This is a genomic window from Agrobacterium sp. H141, from assembly GCF_057158725.1.
The window spans coordinates 1,527,185-1,546,094 of sequence record NZ_CM169893.1; the positions used below are offsets into that span (position 1 = coordinate 1,527,185).

Genomic DNA, 18,910 nt, shown 5'->3' on the forward strand with positions numbered 1-18,910 from the left:
AGCAGTCGATGGCTTGGAAGGGTGGAGCCCGGCATTCGCGCGAGTGCCGGGCTTTTTCGTATACCGCGATAGCTAGGTCCGCATCGCGGCCTCGAGAACGTCAAACACGCGTGGCTCGGTGCATTGTGCGGCATTGAAGCGCATGAAGTGCGTGGCAGTCTGCGAGACCGAGAAGACGTTTCCGGGGGCAAGGACGACGTTATCTTCCAGTGCCCGCCGGGCAATCTCGGTGGCATCCAGACCGTTCGGCAATTGGCACCATAAGAACATGCCGCCGCGCGGTTCGATCAGCGGCGTAAGGCCGAGAGAGGTGAGACGGCGAGTGGTGGCGCCCATGGCGGCGGCAAGGCGCGGTTTGAGCGTGTTCATATGGCGTCGATAGCTTCCGTCTTTCAGGATTGAGGAGACCAGCTGGGCGGAAAGCGACGGGCCGCCAAAGCTTGAGGCGATCTTCAGGTCGAGCAGGCCCTCGATCCAGGCGGGCCTGGCGGCAATATAGCCGACGCGGGCTGCGGCCGAGATTGTCTTTGAAAAACTGCCAATATGCACGACGCGCTCAAAACCGTCGAAGGCGGCAAGACGGGGGGCGGGCTCGTGTTCGAAATCGGCGAAGATATCGTCTTCCACGATCGTCAGTTTTGCTTCTTCGGCCAGCTTCAGCAGCTTGTGTGCAGTGACCGGTGACAGGGTGGCACCCGTGGGATTGTGGAGTGCGGAATTGGTGAGATAAAGCCGCGGCGCATGATCTGCCAGCGCTGCTGCAAATTGCTCCAGATCCGGCCCGTTCGCGGTGTAGGGGACGCCGACCACCTTGACCCGGTGCGCGCGCAAAAGCGCCAGGAAATTAAAATAGCAGGGATCGTCCACCAGAACGGTATCGCCAGGTTCGAGAAAGAAGCGGCAGAGCAGGTCGAGCGCTTGCGCCCCGGATTCGGTGAGCATGATGATGTCGGGTGAAGCCTCGATGCTGTGCTCTGCCATGCGGCGCGACAGCTGCGCGCGCAAGGCGGGCAGCCCAAGCGGTGTGCCGTAATCGGTCAGATCTGCGGCATCGGCACGTGACAGGCTGCGCAGGCTTCGGCGCAGGTCCTCCTCGGGCATCCAGGACGGCGGCAACCATCCGCAACCGGGTTTCAGCACCGCGCGCCCTGCCTCAAGCGATTGGCGTGATACCCAGAAGGGATCGACAGCGCGATCCAGTCGCGGGGCGAGGTCGGCCAGAACCAGGGGCGCCTGCGGTGTTGCAACGTAAAAGCCGGAACCTGGTCTTGCGCGGATAATGCCGTCGGCGGCTAGCCTGTCATAGGCCTCGACCATGGTGGAGGGCGAGACGCTCATCGCCTTTGCCCCCATGCGGATTGACGGCAGTTTTGCCCCGGGCTGCAGGGTTCGTTCGGCAATGCGACGGCGGATATCCGTCATCACCCGTTCCACACGGGTGCCGCTCGCTATCTCTTCCATGGTGAAATCCGCCATCCGTGTTGCTTCTGTCATCAATACAGTTTGCGTCAATTGTACTGTTCTGTCTCTGCCCCGTCCAGCGGTCGCGCGTTAGACAGGGTAAAACAGTGCAGGAGTGCGACCATGGAGAAGACCACAATTGGCTGGATCAACGGTGCCATCGGCATGCTGATCTTTTCCGCATCGCTTCCGGCGACGCGCGTGGCTGTCAGCGGCTTCGATCCGGTATTCCTGACCTCGGCGCGGGCAGCGATTGCCGGTGCCCTGGCGCTTGTTCTGGTGCGGGTGGTCGGCGGACAGCGGCCGCAGCGGTCGGATCTGGTTTCGCTGGCGGTCATCGCCTTCGGCGTGGTCATCGGGTTTCCGTTGCTGACGGCGCTTGCGCTGCAACACGTGACCTCGGCCCATTCTCTGGTGTTTATCGCCTTGCTGCCCCTTGCTACGGCGAGCTTCGGCGTCTTGCGCGGCGGCGAGCGCCCGCGACTTGCGTTCTGGCTTTTCTCGCTGGCCGGTAGCGCCATTGTCGCCGGTTTTGCTCTGATGGGCGGCGGCGAAGCATCGTTGGTGGGCGATCTGTTGATGGTGCTGGCGGTCATCGTCTGTGGACTTGGCTATGCCGAGGGCGCACGGCTGTCGCGCAGGCTTGGTGGCCTCAAGGTGATCTGCTGGGCACTCATCCTGTCGCTGCCGATGATGCTTGCCATTGCCATCGCAACGCATCCGGACAGTCTGGTCGGCATTGGCGACAGCGCCTGGGCGGGGCTTGCCTATGTCTCGGTGTTTTCCATGCTGATCGGCTTCGTCTTCTGGTATCGTGGGCTGGCGCTGGGCGGAATTGCAGCTGTCGGCCAGCTTCAACTGTTGCAGCCGTTTTTCGGGTTAGCACTGGCTGCCAGCCTGCTGGGCGAGGTGGTGAGCTGGTCGATGGCGGTGGCGACCATTGCGGTGGTCGCCTGCGTTGCCGGTGCGCGCCGGTTTGCGCGCTAAAGAGCAGGCAGTCGGTTCCCCTCGGATCGGCCGTCCGATGCCCGGTCCGGTCCACGGCGAAGCGTAATGCGCGTGAGTTCCGAAGGGATGCCGAGGCGAAGGGCGAAGCCCGGCCAGAGTGCCGTGCCGTTGTTGACATAGAGCGACATGCCGTCGACATCGTAGAGGCCGGAGACGAAGCCATTATTGCCGCGCGCGACCAGCCAGTGCAGGCCATAAACCATGCCGCCATGGGTGTGGCCCGAAAGCTGGAGGGCGACCCCCGATTTGGCGGCAATGCGCGCCCGCATGGGCTGGTGGTCCAGAAGAATGACAGGTGTCTGGGCAGGCGCTCCTTTGAGAGCTGCGCCAAGGTCCGGTGGCGGGGAACCATGGCCACTGGCCGAGAGATCGGTCACGCCGGCCAGCACCAGTTCGGCATTGCCGCGCTTCAGCACCACATGACTGTTTTCCAACAGGGGCAGGCCCAGACTGCGCAGATGATCCATCCACGCGCGGTAGCTGAAGAAATATTCGTGGTTTCCGGGAATGGAGAACACGCCATCGGGCGCATTCAGCTTTGCAAGCGGGGCGACATCTGCCCGGCGATGCTCGACGCTGCCATCGATGAAGTCTCCCGTGACGACGATCAGATCGGCTTCAAGTGCGTTGGCCCGCGAGACGACCGTTTCTGCCCAGCGTGCCGGGAAAAGCCGGCTGATGTGGAGATCGGTCAATTGGAGCAGGCGATACCCGTCAAATTCGGGTGCCAGGCCCGGAATGGCAATCTCGATATCTTTCAGCGGCGGCACGCGGATGGCCTGGGTCACGCCAAAGGCGGATAGTGCCAATGCTGTGACGCCTAGCGCATAACGAGCGCCCGGCGGAATGGAGATGGCCTGCCATCGGAGGGCCATGATGACAAGGGTGATGAGATCCAGCGCGATCTGGAATACGGCGAGCAGGACAATGGCACCGAAGACCAGATTGAAACCGATGACCAGTGCGCGCGGAAATTCCGGCGCAAAGACCGAGCCGGAGGAGAGGCGGCTGATCAGGTGGTATTGCGAGGCGATCAGCAGAACAATCGCCAGCATTGCCTTCAGGGCAAAGGGCCAGGGCAGCGGCTGGATGAAGCGGATGACGACATAAAGCCAGGGAAGGCCGAAGATCAGATGAAACATGGGGTCCGAGCCTTGTGGCGAGCCGCCTTGCGACGTGTGCTCTCCTAATTGGGTCAAAGCGGGCGTCGGATCAAGCCGCAGGCGAAATTATGGCCTTGGGATTACATCCACTCGTAAGCCAGGTCGCCCTTCAGGGGCCTGTCGGTCACGAAGGCGGCGCTGTCTTTTCCCTTTTCAGCATAGGCCAGGGCATCCGCGTCGTCGTTAAAGCCGATGAACACCATGCGCATGGAACGTGCCTTGGGATGCCCCTTCTTGCGGTAGGCGAACCGCACCGCGCAATGGGGATAATCGGCATCCACCACGGCGTCCTGCGCAGCCTTGCCGGACAGGGCCAGAAACTGGCCGAGTGCCAGGAAGCGATCAATCGCGGCAAAGGCCGTGGCCTGGGATACCTGCTGGTTGGTGCCGGATTTGACCGAGCGGCCGTAATAAAGGCTGTCCGTCAGCCCCCTGGCGCGCCTGGTTTCATAGACCATCACACCGCCCGCGGCTGCCAGCTCCAGATGGACATCGAAGGTCTGAAACAGCTCCGGGGTCCCGTCGAGTTCGGCAAAGAGGGTGCGCAGGTCAGCGATGGTATCGGCGTATAGGGCAGGGGTCATGATGGCTCGTGGTCGTTGGGATATATGGAGAGGCTGGCTCCTAGCATGGCGGGGACCCGGTGGATATCCTCAGTTCGCGTCCGTTGTCAGATCGACACGGCTTTCCTTGCCATCGGGGGTCTTCAACATGAGTTCGACGCCGCCGCCGATCGAGCGCATATAGCGGACCACGGAGGAGAGGAGCACATCGTCGGCGCGTTCGATCTTCGAGACGGTGTTCTGGGGCATGCCCGCTCGAGCAGCGACATCCTACTGGGTGGCCTGTATGGCCTTGCGGACCTCGGCCAGTGCCTTGCCAAGACGGCGCTCGTCGCGCTTGATATCTAGGCGTGCGTGGACATCGTCCCGCAGTTCGGCGCGGTGGTTTTTTCAGTCAGCGTCCATTGAGGTTCTCCCTCAGCCAGGCCGAAAGCGGGTATCGGCCTTGCGGATCAGGGGCTTGTAAAACAGCGTCTAACTCATGCCCTGCTTGTCGCCGCCGCAGAGGATGATGGCGTTGTGGGACGGGGCCGCGGCAATGCGAAACGCCAGATCTGTTTACAGAACCGCGCTCGGACTTCCCTCACGTTGAGGTGGTTCCGTGATTGCATTGCGCGGGATGGCGCAACTCTTCCAAGAGATGTTTTGCATCCGCTTTCTGGATCGTTTACGTCTTGGTCTATGCGTCGGCTAGATCTGGCAATCTGTCGCGGTTCCCTATTGAATGAGGTTGAAAGCAGATGACTCAAAGCTCAAGGGCGTCTTCGGTTTCAAATGTGGTTCCCCTGCATGCGGTTCAGCAACTTGAACGGATAGAAGTGATTCCGCCTCGAGCGTTGTGTTACCCTGATCTCCGATACATGGGTTCAAAATCCCGGCTCCTACCGTGGATATTTGAAACCCTACACAAGGTCGATTTCGAAAGTGTTCTCGATCCGTTCTCGGGAACCGGTTGTGTCGGGTACCTTTTTAAGAGCATGGATCGCCGTGTTGTCGCTTCGGATTTCATGAATTTTTCGAGCATGGTTGCAAAAGCGACAATCGAAAACAACCGCGTGCATCTTGACGGAAGGGCGGTCAGGCAGTTGCTGGATCTTACCCCGCCGGTGCATGATTTTATCGAGAAAAACTTCCACAATGTTTTCTATACACTCGAGGACTTGAGGTTCCTCGATCGCGTTTCAGGAAATATTCGCCAACTACAAGATCCCTATGAACAGGCCTTGGCATTCGCAGCACTATTTCGCTCGTGTCTCAAGCGTCAACCTCGGGGCGTCTTTACGATTTCTGGTGATTTGTCCCGATATGACGACGGTCGTAGAGATCTCAGGCTTTCGCTTGAAGAGCACTTCATTGAACAGATTGAGGTTTACAACAATGCCACGTTCGATAATGGACGAAAGAACGTGTCGCTTCGATCTGATGTATTCTCCATTGAAAACAAAAGGGTCGATCTCGTCTACCTCGACCCGCCGTACGTGCCGCGGTCGGACGATAATTGCTATACGAAGCGATACCACTTTTTAGAGGGGCTTTCCTGCTACTGGCAGGGCCTCCCAATCGACCAGACTACAAAAGTGAAAAAAATTGCGAAGCGTTACACGCCTTTCAGTTATAGGCGTGAGGCGATTGACGCATTTGACCGTATGTTCTCACGCTTCGCAAGAAGCAAGATTGCTTTGTCCTATAGTTCGAACGGATTTCCTGACCTCGAACAACTTGTAAGCCTGATGTCCAAATATAAACAGACTGTTAGTGTTTTTGAGAAGCCTCACAGGTATCACTTTGGAACCCACGGCGGTGTGGCAAGAGCGTCTGTCACTGAATATTTAATCGTAGGCCAGTAAATGCAGCCCAAAGATCAAACAGTCGAGGAAGTTGTCAACAGCTTAAGTCCACTGACCGTCGACTGGATGGACGAGAAAGCAGCTGATGCGATTGCCGCACTAACCGAGATTAGTCCAAAAGCGTCTTACGAAAAGGCCGATGTCGCTGACTTGCTCGATCGCAGCTTTGAACGTGGGTTGCTATGCGTTCGTCTGTTTCTCGGGCTATCTGATGATACCATGTCAGGAGAGTTGCGACGACTTCTCGGAGGCGGTGGGATCGGGGTAACGAGATACAAGAAAGATAAAGCTCGTTTTCTTGACGTCCTCGATGATCTCGGTGTCCCGCAAGCGATGACCGTAACGATCAACCACAAACCTGTGTGGAGCGACATTCTTGTTGAGCGGCTGAGATCTGGTCGGGGTTCGGCGATTTCGGGGCAGAAGCGTGGACGGGGCCTGGAGGATCTCGCTGAGACTATGGTCCGGGACGTTTTCGGTTCAAATTACGAGACCCGCTGTACTTTCACAGGGGCGGATGGCAAATCAGCGAAATGCGATGTTGCTGTTCCGGATCGATCACGTCCGAGGATTGTGATTGAAGTTAAAGGTTACGGCGCAACCGGGTCCAAGATGAGCGACATTATAGGCGACTTAGATGCCATCATCGATGCAATGCGTCGAGATACGTACCTCTTGTTCGTGACAGACGGAATGACCTGGAAAGATCGTCTGTCAGACCTCAAGAAGATTGTGGACAGGCAAAATCAGGGCAAGATAGCGCGAATCTACACGACCAGTATGCGGGGCGAATTCCGCGAAGACTTGGAGAGCCTTAAGGGCATTCTTCAGCTATAGATGGATTGCATGTTCCTGTTCAGCGGACCCCGCCAGATCGCTCCGGCGGGGTCTGCATTCCCTCAATCGTCAAACGCTAACCCGCGCTCTCAGAACTCCACAGCCCGATCGCCGTCTTCGTCCTTGATCCGCGTTGGCAGGCCGATCTTGTTCAAGATGCTGATAAACGGCTTCGGTGCCAGTTCTTCGACATTGGCCATCTTCTTCACGTCCCACTCACCTGTCGCCACCAGCATGGCGGCGGCGACCGGGGGGACGCCGGCGGTGTAGGAGATGCCTTGGCTTCCCACTTCGTTATAGGCGTCCTTGTGGTCGGCGACGTTGTAGATGAAGACGGTCTTTTCCTTGCCGTCCTTCGTTCCCTTGACGAAATCGCCGATGCAGGTCTTGCCTTCATATTCAGGCGCAAGCGATGCCGGATCGGGCAGGCAGGCCTTGACGACCTTCAGCGGCACGACTTCGTCGCCGTTTGCAAGCTTGACCGGCTGTTCGGACAAGAGGCCGATCGATTTCAGCACGGTGAAGACGTTGATGTAGTGATCGCCAAAGCCCATCCAGAAGCGCACGTCGGCGCCGTCCATGTTCTTGGCCAGCGAATGCACTTCGTCATGGCCGCAGAGATAGGCGCGCCGCGTGCCGACGACCGGCAGATCGTAGTCCTTGCCAATCTCGAACATCTTGTTGGTCTGCCATTCGCCATTCTGCCAGGAGTAGACGACGCCGGTGAATTCGCGGAAGTTGATTTCCGGGTCGAAATTGGTGGCGAAGTATTTGCCATGGCTGCCGGCATTGATATCGACGATGTCGACGTCGGTCACCTTGTCGAGATATTCGTCCTTGGCAAGCTTGGCATAGGCGTTGACGACGCCCGGATCGAAACCGGCGCCGAGGATGGCGGTGATGCCCTTTTCAGCGCATTCCTCCGCGCGCTTCCACTCGTAGTTCCCGTACCACGGCGGGGTCTCGCAGATCTTGTTCGGCTCTTCATGGATTGCGGTGTCGATATAGGCAACGCCCGTATCCATGCAGGCGCGCAAGACCGACATGTTGAGGAAGGCTGTGCCGACATTGATGACAATCTCGGATTTGGTCGACTTGATCAGCGCCTTGGTGGCCTCGATGTCGAGCGCGTCAAGCGCGTGGCCTTCCAGCACGCCGTTCTGCTTCATCGCCTTCTTGTCGTGAACGGAGGCAATGATCGCATCGCATTTGGATTTGGTGCGCGAGGCGATGTTGATGTCGCCGAGGACATCGTTGTTCTGGGCGCATTTGTGGGCGACCACCTGGGCGACGCCGCCGGCGCCGATGATGAGCACGTTCTTCTTCATAATGGGGACCAACTCCTTAAGTCCAATCGTCAGAACCTGTCTTGAGGGGTTTCAAGACAGGCTTTGTTCGTAGTCCGCATAGGAAAACTCGCGGACCGTCCTGAGGCTGCCATCCAGTTCACGGATGGCGATTGCCGGCATTTGCACGCCGTTAAACCAGTTTTTCTTGACCATCGTATAACCGGCTGCATCCTGAATGGAGATCCGGTCGCCGACATTGAGTTCTTTCTCGAAATCGAACTCGCCGAAGATATCGCCGGCCAGGCAGGATTTGCCGCAGACCATGTAACGATGTGGTCCCTGGTTAGGGGAAACCTTTGCGTTTTCGCGGTAGATCAGAAGATCCAGCATATGCGCTTCGATGGACGAATCCACCACGACAAGGTTCTTGCCGTTGTAGAGCTTGTCGAGCACGCTCACTTCGAGCGTGGTGGATTTGGTGATCGAGGCTTCGCCTGGCTCGAGATAAACCTGCACGCCGTATTCGCCTGCGAGCCGCTTCAGCCGTTCGGCGAATTTTTCGAGCGGATAGTCCGGCCCGGTGAAATGGATACCGCCGCCAAGGCTTACCCATTCGGCCTTTTTCAACAGCGGTGCGAATTTCTGCTCGATATTGCCGAGCATCTTGTCGAACAGGTCGAAATCGCCGTTTTCGCAATTGTTGTGGATCATGAAGCCGGAGACCATGTCCATCACGGGCTCGACGACGTTCAGATCCCATTCGCCAAGGCGCGAGAAGGGACGGGCGGGATCAGCCAGATCGAAGGTCGAAGAGGAGACGCCCGGATTGAGGCGCAGACCACGGATGATGCCGGAGGACTGGCTTTCGAAACGCTGCAACTGGCCGACGCTGTTGAAGATGATCTTGTCGGCATGGGATACGACTTCGTCGATCTCGTAATCGGCATAGGCGACCGAATAGGCATGCGTCTCCTTGCCGAAGCGCTCGTGTCCGAGGCGCACTTCGTTGAGCGAGGAGGATGTGGTGCCATCCATATACTCGCGCATCAAATCGAAGACCGACCAGGTGGCGAAGCACTTCAACGCAAGAAGGGCCTTGGCACCGGACAATTCCCGGAGCCTTGCGATCTTCTCCATGTTCTCAAGGAGCTTCGACTTGTCGATCAGGTAGTAGGGCGTTTCCATGAAGACCGTTTCCTTCCCGTAGGGACAATGCAGGGGGCAATAGGAAAAAGGGGGGCGGAACGCAAGCTTTAGAGCGGGGATTGGTCCAAAAAATGGCATTTGTGCGGTCGGAAAGCTCTGAAGGAAGAGTACCAGACTGCGCTATCGCCTTCTAATGTCGTTTATTTAAGGGATCGCTGCAACTTTCAGAGGGCATGAGCCGTCCGAAATTGGCAAGCTCCATCCCGGACACTTTGGCCTAGAATGGCCTTGCCAGCAGGCGCTGGATTTGATTTTGGCTTGGTATCGTCCTTTCCCTCATCGCCAGGGTCGCGCCATGCTCAAAGATCTTTCCATCCAAAGCCTGTTCATGGGCGTGCTCACGGCCTTTGTCGGTTTCGCCAGTTCGTTTGCCGTGGTGCTTCAGGGGCTGAAGGGCGTCGGTGCTACGGATTTCGAGGCGGCGTCGGGAGTGATGGCGCTGTCCGTGTCCATGGGACTTTGCGCTGTCGTGCTCAGTGTCTGGACACGGCTGCCGGTCTCCATTGCCTGGTCGACGCCGGGGGCGGCATTGCTGGTGTCTGCTGGCATTCCAGAAGGTGGCTTTCCGGTCGCCGTGGGTGCTTTTCTCGTTTGCGCGGTGCTGATTGTCGTCGCCGGCCTTGTCAGGCCGTTCGGCCGCGCCGTTGCTGCCATTCCGGCGCCGCTTGCCAATGCCATGCTGTCGGGCGTCATTCTGGGTCTCTGCTTTGCGCCGTTCAAGGCCATCGGGTCTCTGCCGGCCCTGGCGCTGCCGATCGTGGTCGCATGGGCGGTGGTTGCCGCGTTCAAGCGGCTCTGGGCGGTCCCGGCGGCGCTGGCTGTGTTTGTTGTGGTGATGATCTTCGGTGTCGATCTGCCGGAAGGCGCGATGGCGCAGTGGGCGGCCTCACTGGCACCGCCGGTCGAATTCGTCATGCCGGCATTCACCCCGGCATCGCTGATCTCGATTGCCTTGCCGCTGTTCATTGTCACCATGGCCTCGCAGAATATTCCGGGGATCGCGGTGCTGAAGGTCAATGGCTATGATCCGGCGCCGGGTCCATTGTTTGCGGTGACGGGCGTCTTTTCGGTGCTGTCCGCGCCCTTTGGCGGCCATGCGGTCAATCTGGCAGCGATTACGGCTGCCATGTGCGCCGGTGAGGATGCCCATCCCGATCCGAAGAAACGCTACTGGGCCGCCATCATTGCCGGCATCGGCTATGTGATCTTTGGTCTGGCTGCAGGTGCCGTGACGGGTTTCGTCTCGCTTGCACCACCAATTCTCATCGAGGCGGTCGCCGGTCTGGCACTGATCGGGGCCTTTTCCGGTTCGGCTGTTGCAGCCTTCAAGGATGTCGAAACGCGCGAGGCGGCCGCCGTGACCTTCCTCTTGACGGCATCGGGTGTTTCCTTTGCAGGCATTTCCGGTGCCTTCTGGGGGCTGATCGGCGGTGGCATGATCCTGGTACTGCTGCGGGTGGCAAGGGCGCGCGCATGAGGCGCTCATATTTCCATGGCTGTTTCCATGGCTCCAAAGCCTCCCGTTGCGGCAAATGACATGCTTGCCCTTCCGCTTCTTCTTGGCTATAGACGATTCCATGAAGATTTCGGGCGACATCAATTCGACTTCATTCGCCGCTGGCCGCATGAGCGCCGGCGCGTCGACACTCGCCCTAAACTCGCTTCTCCTTCTTATCCGCGGTTGCCGGGTCCATTGAGGAGCGCCCGGCGGCCGGAAAGCCGCGTGGCGACAGCTCCTCTGACATCCTGAATTCAACTAAATTGACCCGAAAGGGTTTCCGTATTTGCCGTCGCAAGTGAGCCGACGATGCGCTATGAGCGCCTTGCATTGCGGGAAGAGGAAGAGACGAAGACAATGATTTTGAAGAACCATTCCGTCAAACAGGGTATGCCGGACGCCGAACAGAAATATCGTCCCTATCCGCAGATCGATATTCAGGACCGCACCTGGCCGTCAAAGACCATCACCCAGGCGCCGATCTGGTGCTCCGTGGATCTGCGCGATGGCAATCAGGCGCTGGTCAACCCGATGGGGCATGACCGCAAAGAACGCATGTTCAAGCTGTTGCTGGACATGGGTTTCAAGGAAATCGAGATTGGCTTTCCCTCCGCATCGCAGACCGACTTCGACTTTGCGCGCTGGTGTGTGGAGCAGGGCGGGGTACCCAAGGACGTGTCCCTGCAGGTGCTGGTGCAATGCCGACCGGAACTGATTACCCGCACGTTCGAGGCGCTGGAGGGCGCTCACAAGCCGATCATCCATTTCTACAATTCCACCAGTGAGTTGCAGCGCCGCGTGGTGTTCGCCAAGGATGTGGCCGGGATCAAGCAGATTGCCGTCGATGCAGCCAAGATGATCACGGACATGGCGGAGAAGGCAGGCGGCGGTTTCCGCTTCCAGTATTCCCCGGAAAGCTTCACCGGCACGGAACTCGACGTGGCTTTGGAGATTTCCAATGCGGTCATCGATATCATCAAGCCCACGCCGGACAACAAGTTGATCCTCAACCTGCCGTCCACGGTGGAGATGTCGACGCCGAACATTCATGCCGACCAGATCGAGTGGATGTGCCGCAATATCGACAACCGCGAGAACGTGATCATCTCGCTCCATCCGCATAACGACCGGGGCACCGGCATTGCAGCGACCGAACTGGGTCTGATGGCGGGTGCCGACCGCGTCGAGGGCACGCTGTTTGGCAATGGGGAGCGGACCGGTAATGTCGATATCGTCACTCTGGCGCTCAACATGTACACGCAAGGCGTCGATCCGGAACTGGATTGCTCCGATATCGAGCGCATCAAGGCCGTTTACGAATATTCCAACCAGATGGTCATTCCCGAGCGTCATCCTTATGTGGGCGAACTGGTCTATACGGCCTTTTCCGGCTCGCATCAGGACGCGATCAACAAGGGCATGAAGGCGATCAAAAAAGCCAATTCCCCTGTCTGGGAAGTGCCTTACCTGCCGATCGATCCGCAGGATGTGGGACGCACCTATGAGGCGATCATCCGGATCAATTCGCAGTCGGGCAAGGGCGGCATCGCCTATATCCTGAATGAGGATTACGGCATCAACCTGCCACGCGGGATGCAGGTCGAGTTCCGCGAGGAAATCCAGCGGATTACCGATGAAGAGGGCGTGGAGCTTCCGTCCAAGCGCATCCATGAGAAGTTCATCGAGCATTATGTCACCCAGCCGGAAGGCCGCATCAAGTTTGTCGATCACCACACCTATCCAGCCGGTGCCGACAAGAAGGGCGTCAGGGTGGTCGCCGCCGAGATTACCGACAACGGCGAGACAAGGAGGATCGAGGGGACCGGCACAGGCCCTATCGACGGCTTCATCAATGCGCTGTCTGCCTATCTCGGCATCGAGCTTTCGGTGGCTGATTATTCCGAGCACTCATTGCAGCATGGCTCCAACGCATCTGCCATCGCCTATGTCGAAGTCGAGCATGGGGGCGGCAAGCTGTTCGGTGCCGGCATCAACAGCAATATCGTGTCGGCCTCGCTCGAAGCCATCGTTTCGGCTGCCAACCGGGTTCTGGACAAGAAGATGGCCTGATCCATGGCGCTCGATGCCGTCATTTCCGGCAATCTGACAGCATCGCCGCCGCTTGTGCTTCTGCACGGTTTTGGCGGCGGTGCCTATATCTGGAAAGCGGTGATGGCGCAGTGGGACGGCGTTTGCCCAGTAATTGCCTATGACCTGCCGGGCCATGGCGGCTCCATTGGCGATGCCGGCACCGGCGGGGCCGGGCGGATGGCGAAATCCGTCATTGCCGATCTCGATCGGCGCGGCGTGGAGACATTCCTCGTCGCCGGTCATTCCATGGGTGGAGCGCTGGCGGCGATCCTTTGCTTGCGCCATCCGGAGCGGGTGATAGCCGCGAGCCTGCTGGCGCCGGGGGGAATCGGTGCTTCAATCCATCACCGTGCCTTGAGAGATTTTGCCAAGGCGCAGACGACTGATGAAATGCGGCAGGCGATGGTGGCGATGGCTGGGCCTCACGCGCCTGTCTCGCCCGAAGCGGTTGAACACGCTCTGGCCAGCCATCGTCTTCCGGGCGGTCGAGAGGCCCTGATCACTGTGCTGGATGCGATCCTGACCCGCAGCGCCGACGAAATCGTGCAGGGCAGGTTGCCGATGGACGAGATCGCGACACTGCCGATGCCGGTTCAAGTGATGTGGGGCGATCAGGATGGCATTTTACCGTTTGCACAATCTGCCAATCTGCCGGGCAATGTCGTGCTAAAGCGCATCGTGGGCGCAGGGCATATGTTGGTGGACGAATGTCCGGTTCAGGTGTCAAACCTGCTGCGCGATATGGTGTCGCGCGGTCGGATCCCTCGGTCTTCAATTTCAGTCAGAGACTGAAATCCTGACGACAGGTGATCTCCATGCCGCTTGCCTTGGCGTTCAGGCTGTGGCGGTCGAGGTGAAGCTTCCAGGCGCCTTGTTGGCCGGAGATGGAAAACAGGTTGAAGGCCGCTGGCGGTTTGGTGGCACCGGGACCTTGCGAGGCGGACGCTATGCCGACCACGGGCACATTGCGGTCCCGGGTCTTCAGATAGTTGATCGTGTTCAAATGCGTATGGCCATGTAGCACAAGCTCAGCGCCACCGGTTGCAATGGTTGCGGCAAAGCGGCGAATGCCGATCATGCGCTTGTGCGGCGTGGTCGCTCCGCGGATCGGCGGGTGGTGGATCAGCACGACGCGAAACAGACCTTCCTCGCCGGCTGCCTTCAACAGATCGACGGTCTCGCGCGCCTGGCGCGAGCTGAAATAGCCGCTCGCGGAAAAGGGAAGGGTGGCATTGGAGGTGGAACAGCCGATCAGCGCCACCGGGCCGCGACGCGTGATGGTCGGAAACAGCCTGTGCTCCTTGTCGAAGATCAGCGGATCATTGTCGCCGCGGACAAAATCATACCAGGCAGCCAGCGCCTTGTCGCGCGCGCCGGGGACATAGGCGTCGTGATTGCCAGGCACCAATGTGGTTTTGACGGGATCGCAGGTGAGCTTCAGCCAATCTGCTGCGGCGCGGATTTCGATGCCGGTTGCCAGATTGACCAGATCGCCGGTGATCGCCAGATGGTCGGGCGCGTGCTGGTTCACACCCGACATCATCAACTCCAGCGCATTGGAGAAAAGATGCTTGCGCCGGTTGCGGTGCCAGTTCACATATCCGGTGATACGCTTGGAGGCCAGTTCGCGAAGCGTCAGCTTCGGCAGGGGGCCAAGATGGACGTCGGATATGTGGGCGAGCTTGAACATGGTGCTTTTCTTAGAGGCCTGCATGCACGGGAGCAAGCACGTTGAGTGACATGAAACCCAACGCGGAGGTGCCACACGGTGTTCCTCGGCTCATTTTGAAGCTCATTCACAGCTATTTTGCCTTGTCTCGCGGGATGACCATGGGCGTGCGGGCTGCCTGCTTCGACGATCGGGGACGGATTTTTCTGGTGCGCCATTCCTATGTGCCGGGCTGGTATATGCCGGGCGGCGGAATTGAGCGGGGCGAGACAGCGCGCGGTGCGCTGGTCAAGGAGTTGCGGGAAGAGGGCAATCTGGAAATCCTGGGCGAGCCGCAGATGATCCACGTCTATTACAACCGCAGCGCCTCAAAGCGCGACCACGTGATCTTCTACCGGGTGAATGTGCGCCAGAGCGCCGAACGATTGCCGGATCATGAGATTGTGGAATGCGGGTTTTTCGATCTCGATGCGTTGCCGGAGGGCACGACGGCGGCAACGCGCCGCCGTCTGAGGGATTTGCAGGCCGGTGTCAGGCCCGACGATATTTGGTGATTTCGAGCGCTTCCGAAAGCTTGTCGCGACCATGCGGCCGGTCGAAATCGAGTTCGGGACCAACCGGTACCACGCCTGACGGATTGATCGTCTTGTGGCTGCGGTAATAGTGGTTCTTGATGTGGTCCATGTGCACGGTCTCGGCCACGCCCTTTACCTGATAAAGGTCGCGCATATAGGCTGACAGCGCCGGGTAATCGGCAATCCGGCGGATATTGCACTTGAAATGTCCGACATAGACGGCATCGAAGCGGATCAGCGTGGTGAACAGCCGCCAGTCGGCCTCGGTCAGGCGCTCACCCAGCAGGTAACGCTTTGAGGTCAGCCGCTCTTCCAGCCAGTCGAGGCTTTCGAACAGAGGCGCGACTGCTTCCTCATAGGCTTCCTGGGTGGTGGCAAAGCCCGCCTTGTAGACGCCGTTGTTGACGGTGTCGTAGACGCGCTTGTTGACCTCGTCGATTTCCGCCTGCAGCTCTTGCGGGTAATAATCGTCGCTATTGCCGGTAATCGCGTTGAAGGCCGTGTTCAGCATGCGGATGATTTCGGCTGATTCATTGGAGACAATGGTGTTGGTCTTCTTGTCCCACAGAACAGGCACGGTCACGCGGCCGCTATAGGCAGGCTCGGCGCGCAGATAGACTTCGTATAGGAAATCGGAGTTGAACAGGTCGTCGCCGGTGGCGCCGTTGCCCTTTTTAAACTCCCAGCCATTTTCCAGCATCAGCGGATCGACGACCGACACGGAAATGTGGTCTTCCAGGTTTTTGAGGGCGCGGAAGATCAGCGTGCGATGTGCCCAGGGACAGGCATAGGACACATAGAGGTGGTAGCGACCAGACTCCGCCTTGAAGCCGCCTGTGCCGGAGGGACCTGCCTCGCCATCGGCTGTCAGCCAGTTGCGGAAACCGGATTCACTACGCTTGAAATGTCCCTTGGTCGACTTGGTGTCGTACCAGATGTCCTGCCATTTTCCGTCTACGAGCCTTCCCATGGGAGTTTCCTTCCGGTTGTTCCGTTGTTTTGCTATGCTCTCAAAAATAAGGCCCTGGCTCAGGAAAGCGAGGGGCGTAACTATGAACAGTGCGTTTTCCGTTGGACGGCAAGAAAATTTGCTGGTATCGAGGCCTTCACTTTTTCGATGGAAGCGACCCCATGACCGTATTCAGGACCCTTCGACGACGCTGATGCTTTGAGAACGCCACCCGCGCGTTGCATCCGCCTGTCGTCTTGTTTGTCCTGATATTTACGGTCTCGCTCATGAACACCCACAGCCTTGTCTACCTCACCGAGGATGCGTCGCATGACGACGTCATCGAGATTATCAATGAAGAAGCGTTCGGTCCCGGCCGGCACACGCGGGCAGCAGCGCGCATTCGTGAGCAGGGGCCGCATGACCGCTCGCTCTCCTTCGTTTGCGCCGATCACGGCGAGACGATCGCATCGGTGATCATGACGCCGGTGATGGCAGGGGCCGTGAAAGGCCATCTTCTCGGGCCGCTCGCCGTTCGGCCCTCCCACAAGAATATGGGCATTGGCCGCGAACTGGTGCGTATTGCCATCGAGGCTGCCCGGCGGGCCGGCTCCGAAGCCGTGATCCTGATCGGGGATCCGCCCTATTACATGCCGCTCGGTTTTGAAAAGGTCGGCTGGAAGGCGCTTGATTTTCCAGGTCCGGTCGACCCCGGCCGGGTGCTGGTGGTGCCTATCGGCAATGATGTGCATGCACGGTTGAAGGGCGTGATTGCCTGGAGGCCGGACGCGCATGCCCGCGCATCGCAGATGACAACGGGCAGTCGCGCGGTGATCGACGCGCCGCTAGAACTTCTTCTTGAGCCAGGTCAGTGACGAGCCTCTGGAAAATCCGTCCAGCGTGCTGAAAGCCTCATAGCCCTGCCGTTCGTAAACGCGGCGGGCGATGGGGTTGAGCGTGTCGATATAGACGCCTGTGCAACCGCGATCCTTCGCCTCCTCTTCGGCCATCCGCAACATCTTGCCGGCCAGTCCCTTGCCGCGCAGGTGGTCGGGCACGAATAAAAGCTCGATATAAAGCCAGCCGCGGCCGATATAGCCAATCAGCCCACCCTCGGTCTCACCCTCTTGATCCTTCAACGGAATATAGATCTCGCCGCGTGAACTCTCGCCGAGGATCTCGTTGTTATAATCCAGCAATTCCGCAAGGATCGCCTCGCGGTCTTCATCGGGGACTGTGTGGGTGAGGGTAAGTTTGGGCTGCATGGGGGAGGTGTAGGTGGTTTTGGAATGGGTGTCGAGGTGGGGAGAGGTTGATAATGAGGCACCGGTGTTTGGAGTGCTTGCGTCATCGAAGCGGTGAGCTGGACTTCTTCAGCAGGCGAGGTCCGATATGAGCAGGATCACGCGCCAGACGAGGGCAAAAAGCAGGATCAGCAGCATCCAGTTCGGCATGAGCCGCGACATATCCTGCAGGGTTCGGGCGCGTTTGCGCAGCATGGTGACGTCGGAGTCTGGCGCGCCTTGGCGTTCAAGACGGTCGGAGCGAAGCTCGGCGAACCGGGACAGGCCCAGATGCACCGCAGCCCAGATTGCGGGCAGCATTACCAGCAACGAGGCGAGAGCTTCGGCGTTGGTCATTTCCGCTCGGTCACCTTCAACTCGATGTCGAATCCCAATGCTTCGGCCAGTGCGTAAAGGCGCCAGAGCGTCGGACCCGAAACCGATTTCCCATTTGCCGTGCGTGACAAAGCGGCATGATCATAGCCGAAACGGGCATCGATTTCCCGACCGCTCAACCCGCTATCGCGGAGCATGGAGGCAAGTGCCTGCGCACCTGCGACACGGGCCACATCCTTTCCGATGCCGTCGAACATCGCCTTGCGTTCATCTGGCGACATCGTGTCGAACATCGCGTCGAATCGCGTCTCGTCACCTGGCGCCATAAGCGCCTTGGCGACACCCTTTTCCGGCGCGTCGTCCTTCTCGGCATAGAAGGTCGTTGCGGCGGTTTTTGCTACAGCATCTGCGTAAGGCATCTACGCCTCCTTTGTTCTGAAGGACACATCAAGTGTTGCCTTCCAAGACAACAGATAGAGGATGTTGCCTTGCAAGTCAACATTACGTGCGGAGCGCACGTGCGGCGGCAATGACCTCTTTTGCTGTTTCGACGGACCGTAAGGTGTAAAGCAGGCCGGAAATGTGGGTCTTGTCGCCGATCCCGAAGACCACAAGACGGGGCGACGGTAGCAAAGTGAAGAGAACCGCGCAGTGCAGATCTTCCAGGCGAGCATCGTAGCGCGTGAAATACCCTTCAGGATCCTGGTCCGAAAGCTGGGCAAGGCCGGCGAATGAGAGGCAGTCTCCCTGGTCGCGGTGGTCAAGGTCACTCAGGAAGGCACCGAACATCCGCGGCGGGTAAATGGACCTGGAATGTGCAGGCTCTTGCAGGTGGCTCAATCCGAGCCACTCGCCGTTCTGGCAGATCTTTCCGATCTGCAGAAGACGGCAATGAATTCGCTGAAAGGCTGCTTCCTTCACTGATTTTCTCTTCGTGCCGAGCTTGTCGAGCCCCGGAGGGCCGTCAGTGAAGCCGCTCGTGAAATGAACAACCAATGTCTTCATGCGCGCCCCCCACTCCCCCATCAACTCCATCAAGCACCATTCAGGCGCATCAATCAACTATCGCGGGAAGAAATGTGGTTCGCACGCAAGGCTGAGGTGCGTGAACATCGTGTAATTCGCTTTACTGGCA

The 18,910-nt window shown here is 58.7% G+C and carries 20 protein-coding genes; 8 read left to right on the plus strand and 12 right to left on the minus strand.

What is annotated here, in order from left to right:
* Window positions 1-72 precede the first annotated feature (72 nt).
* A complete protein-coding gene (locus ACWPM9_RS06965) occupies window positions 73-1,476 on the minus strand; it encodes an aminotransferase-like domain-containing protein (protein WP_484757612.1) in 1,404 nt (467 codons plus the stop codon).
* Between the two features lie 108 nt (window positions 1,477-1,584).
* Between ACWPM9_RS06965 and ACWPM9_RS06970 the strand changes: the two genes are divergently transcribed.
* The gene (locus ACWPM9_RS06970) at window positions 1,585-2,448 is read left to right on the plus strand and encodes a DMT family transporter (RefSeq protein WP_484757205.1); all 864 of its coding nucleotides are present in this window, start codon (window positions 1,585-1,587) and stop codon (window positions 2,446-2,448) included.
* On the opposite strand, the gene ACWPM9_RS06975 is transcribed toward ACWPM9_RS06970, so the two are convergent.
* The 3 genes from ACWPM9_RS06975 to ACWPM9_RS06985 all read right to left on the minus strand — a co-directional run bounded on the left by ACWPM9_RS06975 (window position 2,445) and on the right by ACWPM9_RS06985 (window position 4,444).
* On the minus strand, window positions 2,445-3,611 hold the full coding sequence (locus tag ACWPM9_RS06975; RefSeq protein WP_484757206.1) for a metallophosphoesterase: 1,167 nt from the start codon (window positions 3,609-3,611) through the stop codon (window positions 2,445-2,447). The genes ACWPM9_RS06970 and ACWPM9_RS06975 overlap by 4 nt on opposite strands.
* Before the next feature lie 101 nt (window positions 3,612-3,712).
* Window positions 3,713-4,216, minus strand: a complete 504-nt coding sequence (locus ACWPM9_RS06980; protein WP_484757207.1) for a hypothetical protein — start codon at window positions 4,214-4,216, stop codon at window positions 3,713-3,715.
* Window positions 4,217-4,285: 69 nt separating this feature from the next.
* Window positions 4,286-4,444, minus strand: a complete 159-nt coding sequence (locus ACWPM9_RS06985) for a hypothetical protein (protein WP_484757208.1) — start codon at window positions 4,442-4,444, stop codon at window positions 4,286-4,288.
* A 611-nt stretch (window positions 4,445-5,055) separates the two neighbouring features.
* On the opposite strand from ACWPM9_RS06985, the gene ACWPM9_RS06990 reads away from it, so the two are divergent.
* A complete protein-coding gene (locus ACWPM9_RS06990; RefSeq protein WP_484757613.1) occupies window positions 5,056-6,042 on the plus strand; it encodes a DNA adenine methylase in 987 nt (328 codons plus the stop codon).
* Window positions 6,043-6,879, plus strand: a complete 837-nt coding sequence (locus tag ACWPM9_RS06995; RefSeq protein ID WP_484757209.1) for a DpnII family type II restriction endonuclease — start codon at window positions 6,043-6,045, stop codon at window positions 6,877-6,879. It begins immediately after the preceding gene.
* An 89-nt stretch (window positions 6,880-6,968) separates the two neighbouring features.
* Here the strand turns inward: ACWPM9_RS06995 and ACWPM9_RS07000 are convergent, their stop codons facing one another.
* On the minus strand, window positions 6,969-8,207 hold the full coding sequence (locus ACWPM9_RS07000; RefSeq protein WP_484757210.1) for a saccharopine dehydrogenase family protein: 1,239 nt from the start codon (window positions 8,205-8,207) through the stop codon (window positions 6,969-6,971).
* 51 nt (window positions 8,208-8,258) lie between these two features.
* Window positions 8,259-9,353 (minus strand): carboxynorspermidine decarboxylase, encoded by a 1,095-nt coding sequence (locus tag ACWPM9_RS07005; protein ID WP_428187348.1) that lies wholly within the window; start codon window positions 9,351-9,353, stop codon window positions 8,259-8,261.
* A gap of 316 nt (window positions 9,354-9,669) precedes the next feature.
* Between ACWPM9_RS07005 and ACWPM9_RS07010 the strand changes: the two genes are divergently transcribed.
* The 3 genes from ACWPM9_RS07010 (at window position 9,670) to ACWPM9_RS07020 (ending at window position 13,755) form a co-directional block, all read left to right on the plus strand.
* Window positions 9,670-10,851 carry a benzoate/H(+) symporter BenE family transporter gene (locus tag ACWPM9_RS07010; protein WP_484757211.1) on the plus strand — a complete coding sequence of 394 codons (1,182 nt, stop codon included), beginning with the start codon at window positions 9,670-9,672 and terminating at the stop codon, window positions 10,849-10,851.
* A gap of 378 nt (window positions 10,852-11,229) precedes the next feature.
* Window positions 11,230-12,942 (plus strand): 2-isopropylmalate synthase, encoded by a 1,713-nt coding sequence (gene leuA, locus ACWPM9_RS07015; RefSeq protein ID WP_484757614.1) that lies wholly within the window; start codon window positions 11,230-11,232, stop codon window positions 12,940-12,942.
* Window positions 12,943-12,945: 3 nt separating this feature from the next.
* Entirely contained in the window at window positions 12,946-13,755 is an 810-nt protein-coding gene (locus ACWPM9_RS07020; protein WP_484757212.1) for an alpha/beta fold hydrolase, read from the plus strand.
* Here the strand turns inward: ACWPM9_RS07020 and ACWPM9_RS07025 are convergent.
* The gene (locus ACWPM9_RS07025; RefSeq protein WP_484757213.1) at window positions 13,745-14,653 is read right to left on the minus strand and encodes a metallophosphoesterase family protein; all 909 of its coding nucleotides are present in this window, start codon (window positions 14,651-14,653) and stop codon (window positions 13,745-13,747) included. The genes ACWPM9_RS07020 and ACWPM9_RS07025 overlap by 11 nt on opposite strands.
* Before the next feature lie 50 nt (window positions 14,654-14,703).
* Here ACWPM9_RS07025 and ACWPM9_RS07030 point away from each other — a divergent pair, with 50 nt between their 5' ends.
* Complete coding sequence (locus tag ACWPM9_RS07030; RefSeq protein ID WP_484757615.1) at window positions 14,704-15,186, plus strand: NUDIX domain-containing protein; 483 nt, start codon at window positions 14,704-14,706, stop codon at window positions 15,184-15,186.
* Here the strand turns inward: ACWPM9_RS07030 and ACWPM9_RS07035 are convergent.
* Window positions 15,164-16,177, minus strand: coding sequence for a glutathione S-transferase family protein (locus ACWPM9_RS07035; protein WP_484757214.1), 1,014 nt, complete (start codon window positions 16,175-16,177; stop codon window positions 15,164-15,166). The genes ACWPM9_RS07030 and ACWPM9_RS07035 overlap by 23 nt on opposite strands.
* 266 nt (window positions 16,178-16,443) lie before the next feature.
* On the opposite strand from ACWPM9_RS07035, the gene ACWPM9_RS07040 reads away from it, so the two are divergent.
* Window positions 16,444-17,031 carry a GNAT family N-acetyltransferase gene (locus tag ACWPM9_RS07040; RefSeq protein ID WP_484757215.1) on the plus strand — a complete coding sequence of 196 codons (588 nt, stop codon included), beginning with the start codon at window positions 16,444-16,446 and terminating at the stop codon, window positions 17,029-17,031.
* Here ACWPM9_RS07040 and ACWPM9_RS07045 read toward each other — a convergent pair.
* From ACWPM9_RS07045 to ACWPM9_RS07060, 4 genes are all read right to left on the minus strand, one after another.
* Complete coding sequence (locus ACWPM9_RS07045) at window positions 17,002-17,421, minus strand: GNAT family N-acetyltransferase (protein ID WP_484757216.1); 420 nt, start codon at window positions 17,419-17,421, stop codon at window positions 17,002-17,004. The genes ACWPM9_RS07040 and ACWPM9_RS07045 overlap by 30 nt on opposite strands.
* 108 nt (window positions 17,422-17,529) lie before the next feature.
* The gene (locus ACWPM9_RS07050) at window positions 17,530-17,796 is read right to left on the minus strand and encodes a hypothetical protein (protein WP_484757217.1); all 267 of its coding nucleotides are present in this window, start codon (window positions 17,794-17,796) and stop codon (window positions 17,530-17,532) included.
* A complete protein-coding gene (locus ACWPM9_RS07055) occupies window positions 17,793-18,194 on the minus strand; it encodes a helix-turn-helix domain-containing protein (protein WP_484757218.1) in 402 nt (133 codons plus the stop codon). The genes ACWPM9_RS07050 and ACWPM9_RS07055 overlap by 4 nt, the downstream gene beginning before the upstream one ends.
* 82 nt (window positions 18,195-18,276) lie before the next feature.
* Window positions 18,277-18,780, minus strand: coding sequence for a hypothetical protein (locus tag ACWPM9_RS07060; RefSeq protein ID WP_484757219.1), 504 nt, complete (start codon window positions 18,778-18,780; stop codon window positions 18,277-18,279).
* Between the last annotated feature and the right edge of the window lie 130 nt (window positions 18,781-18,910).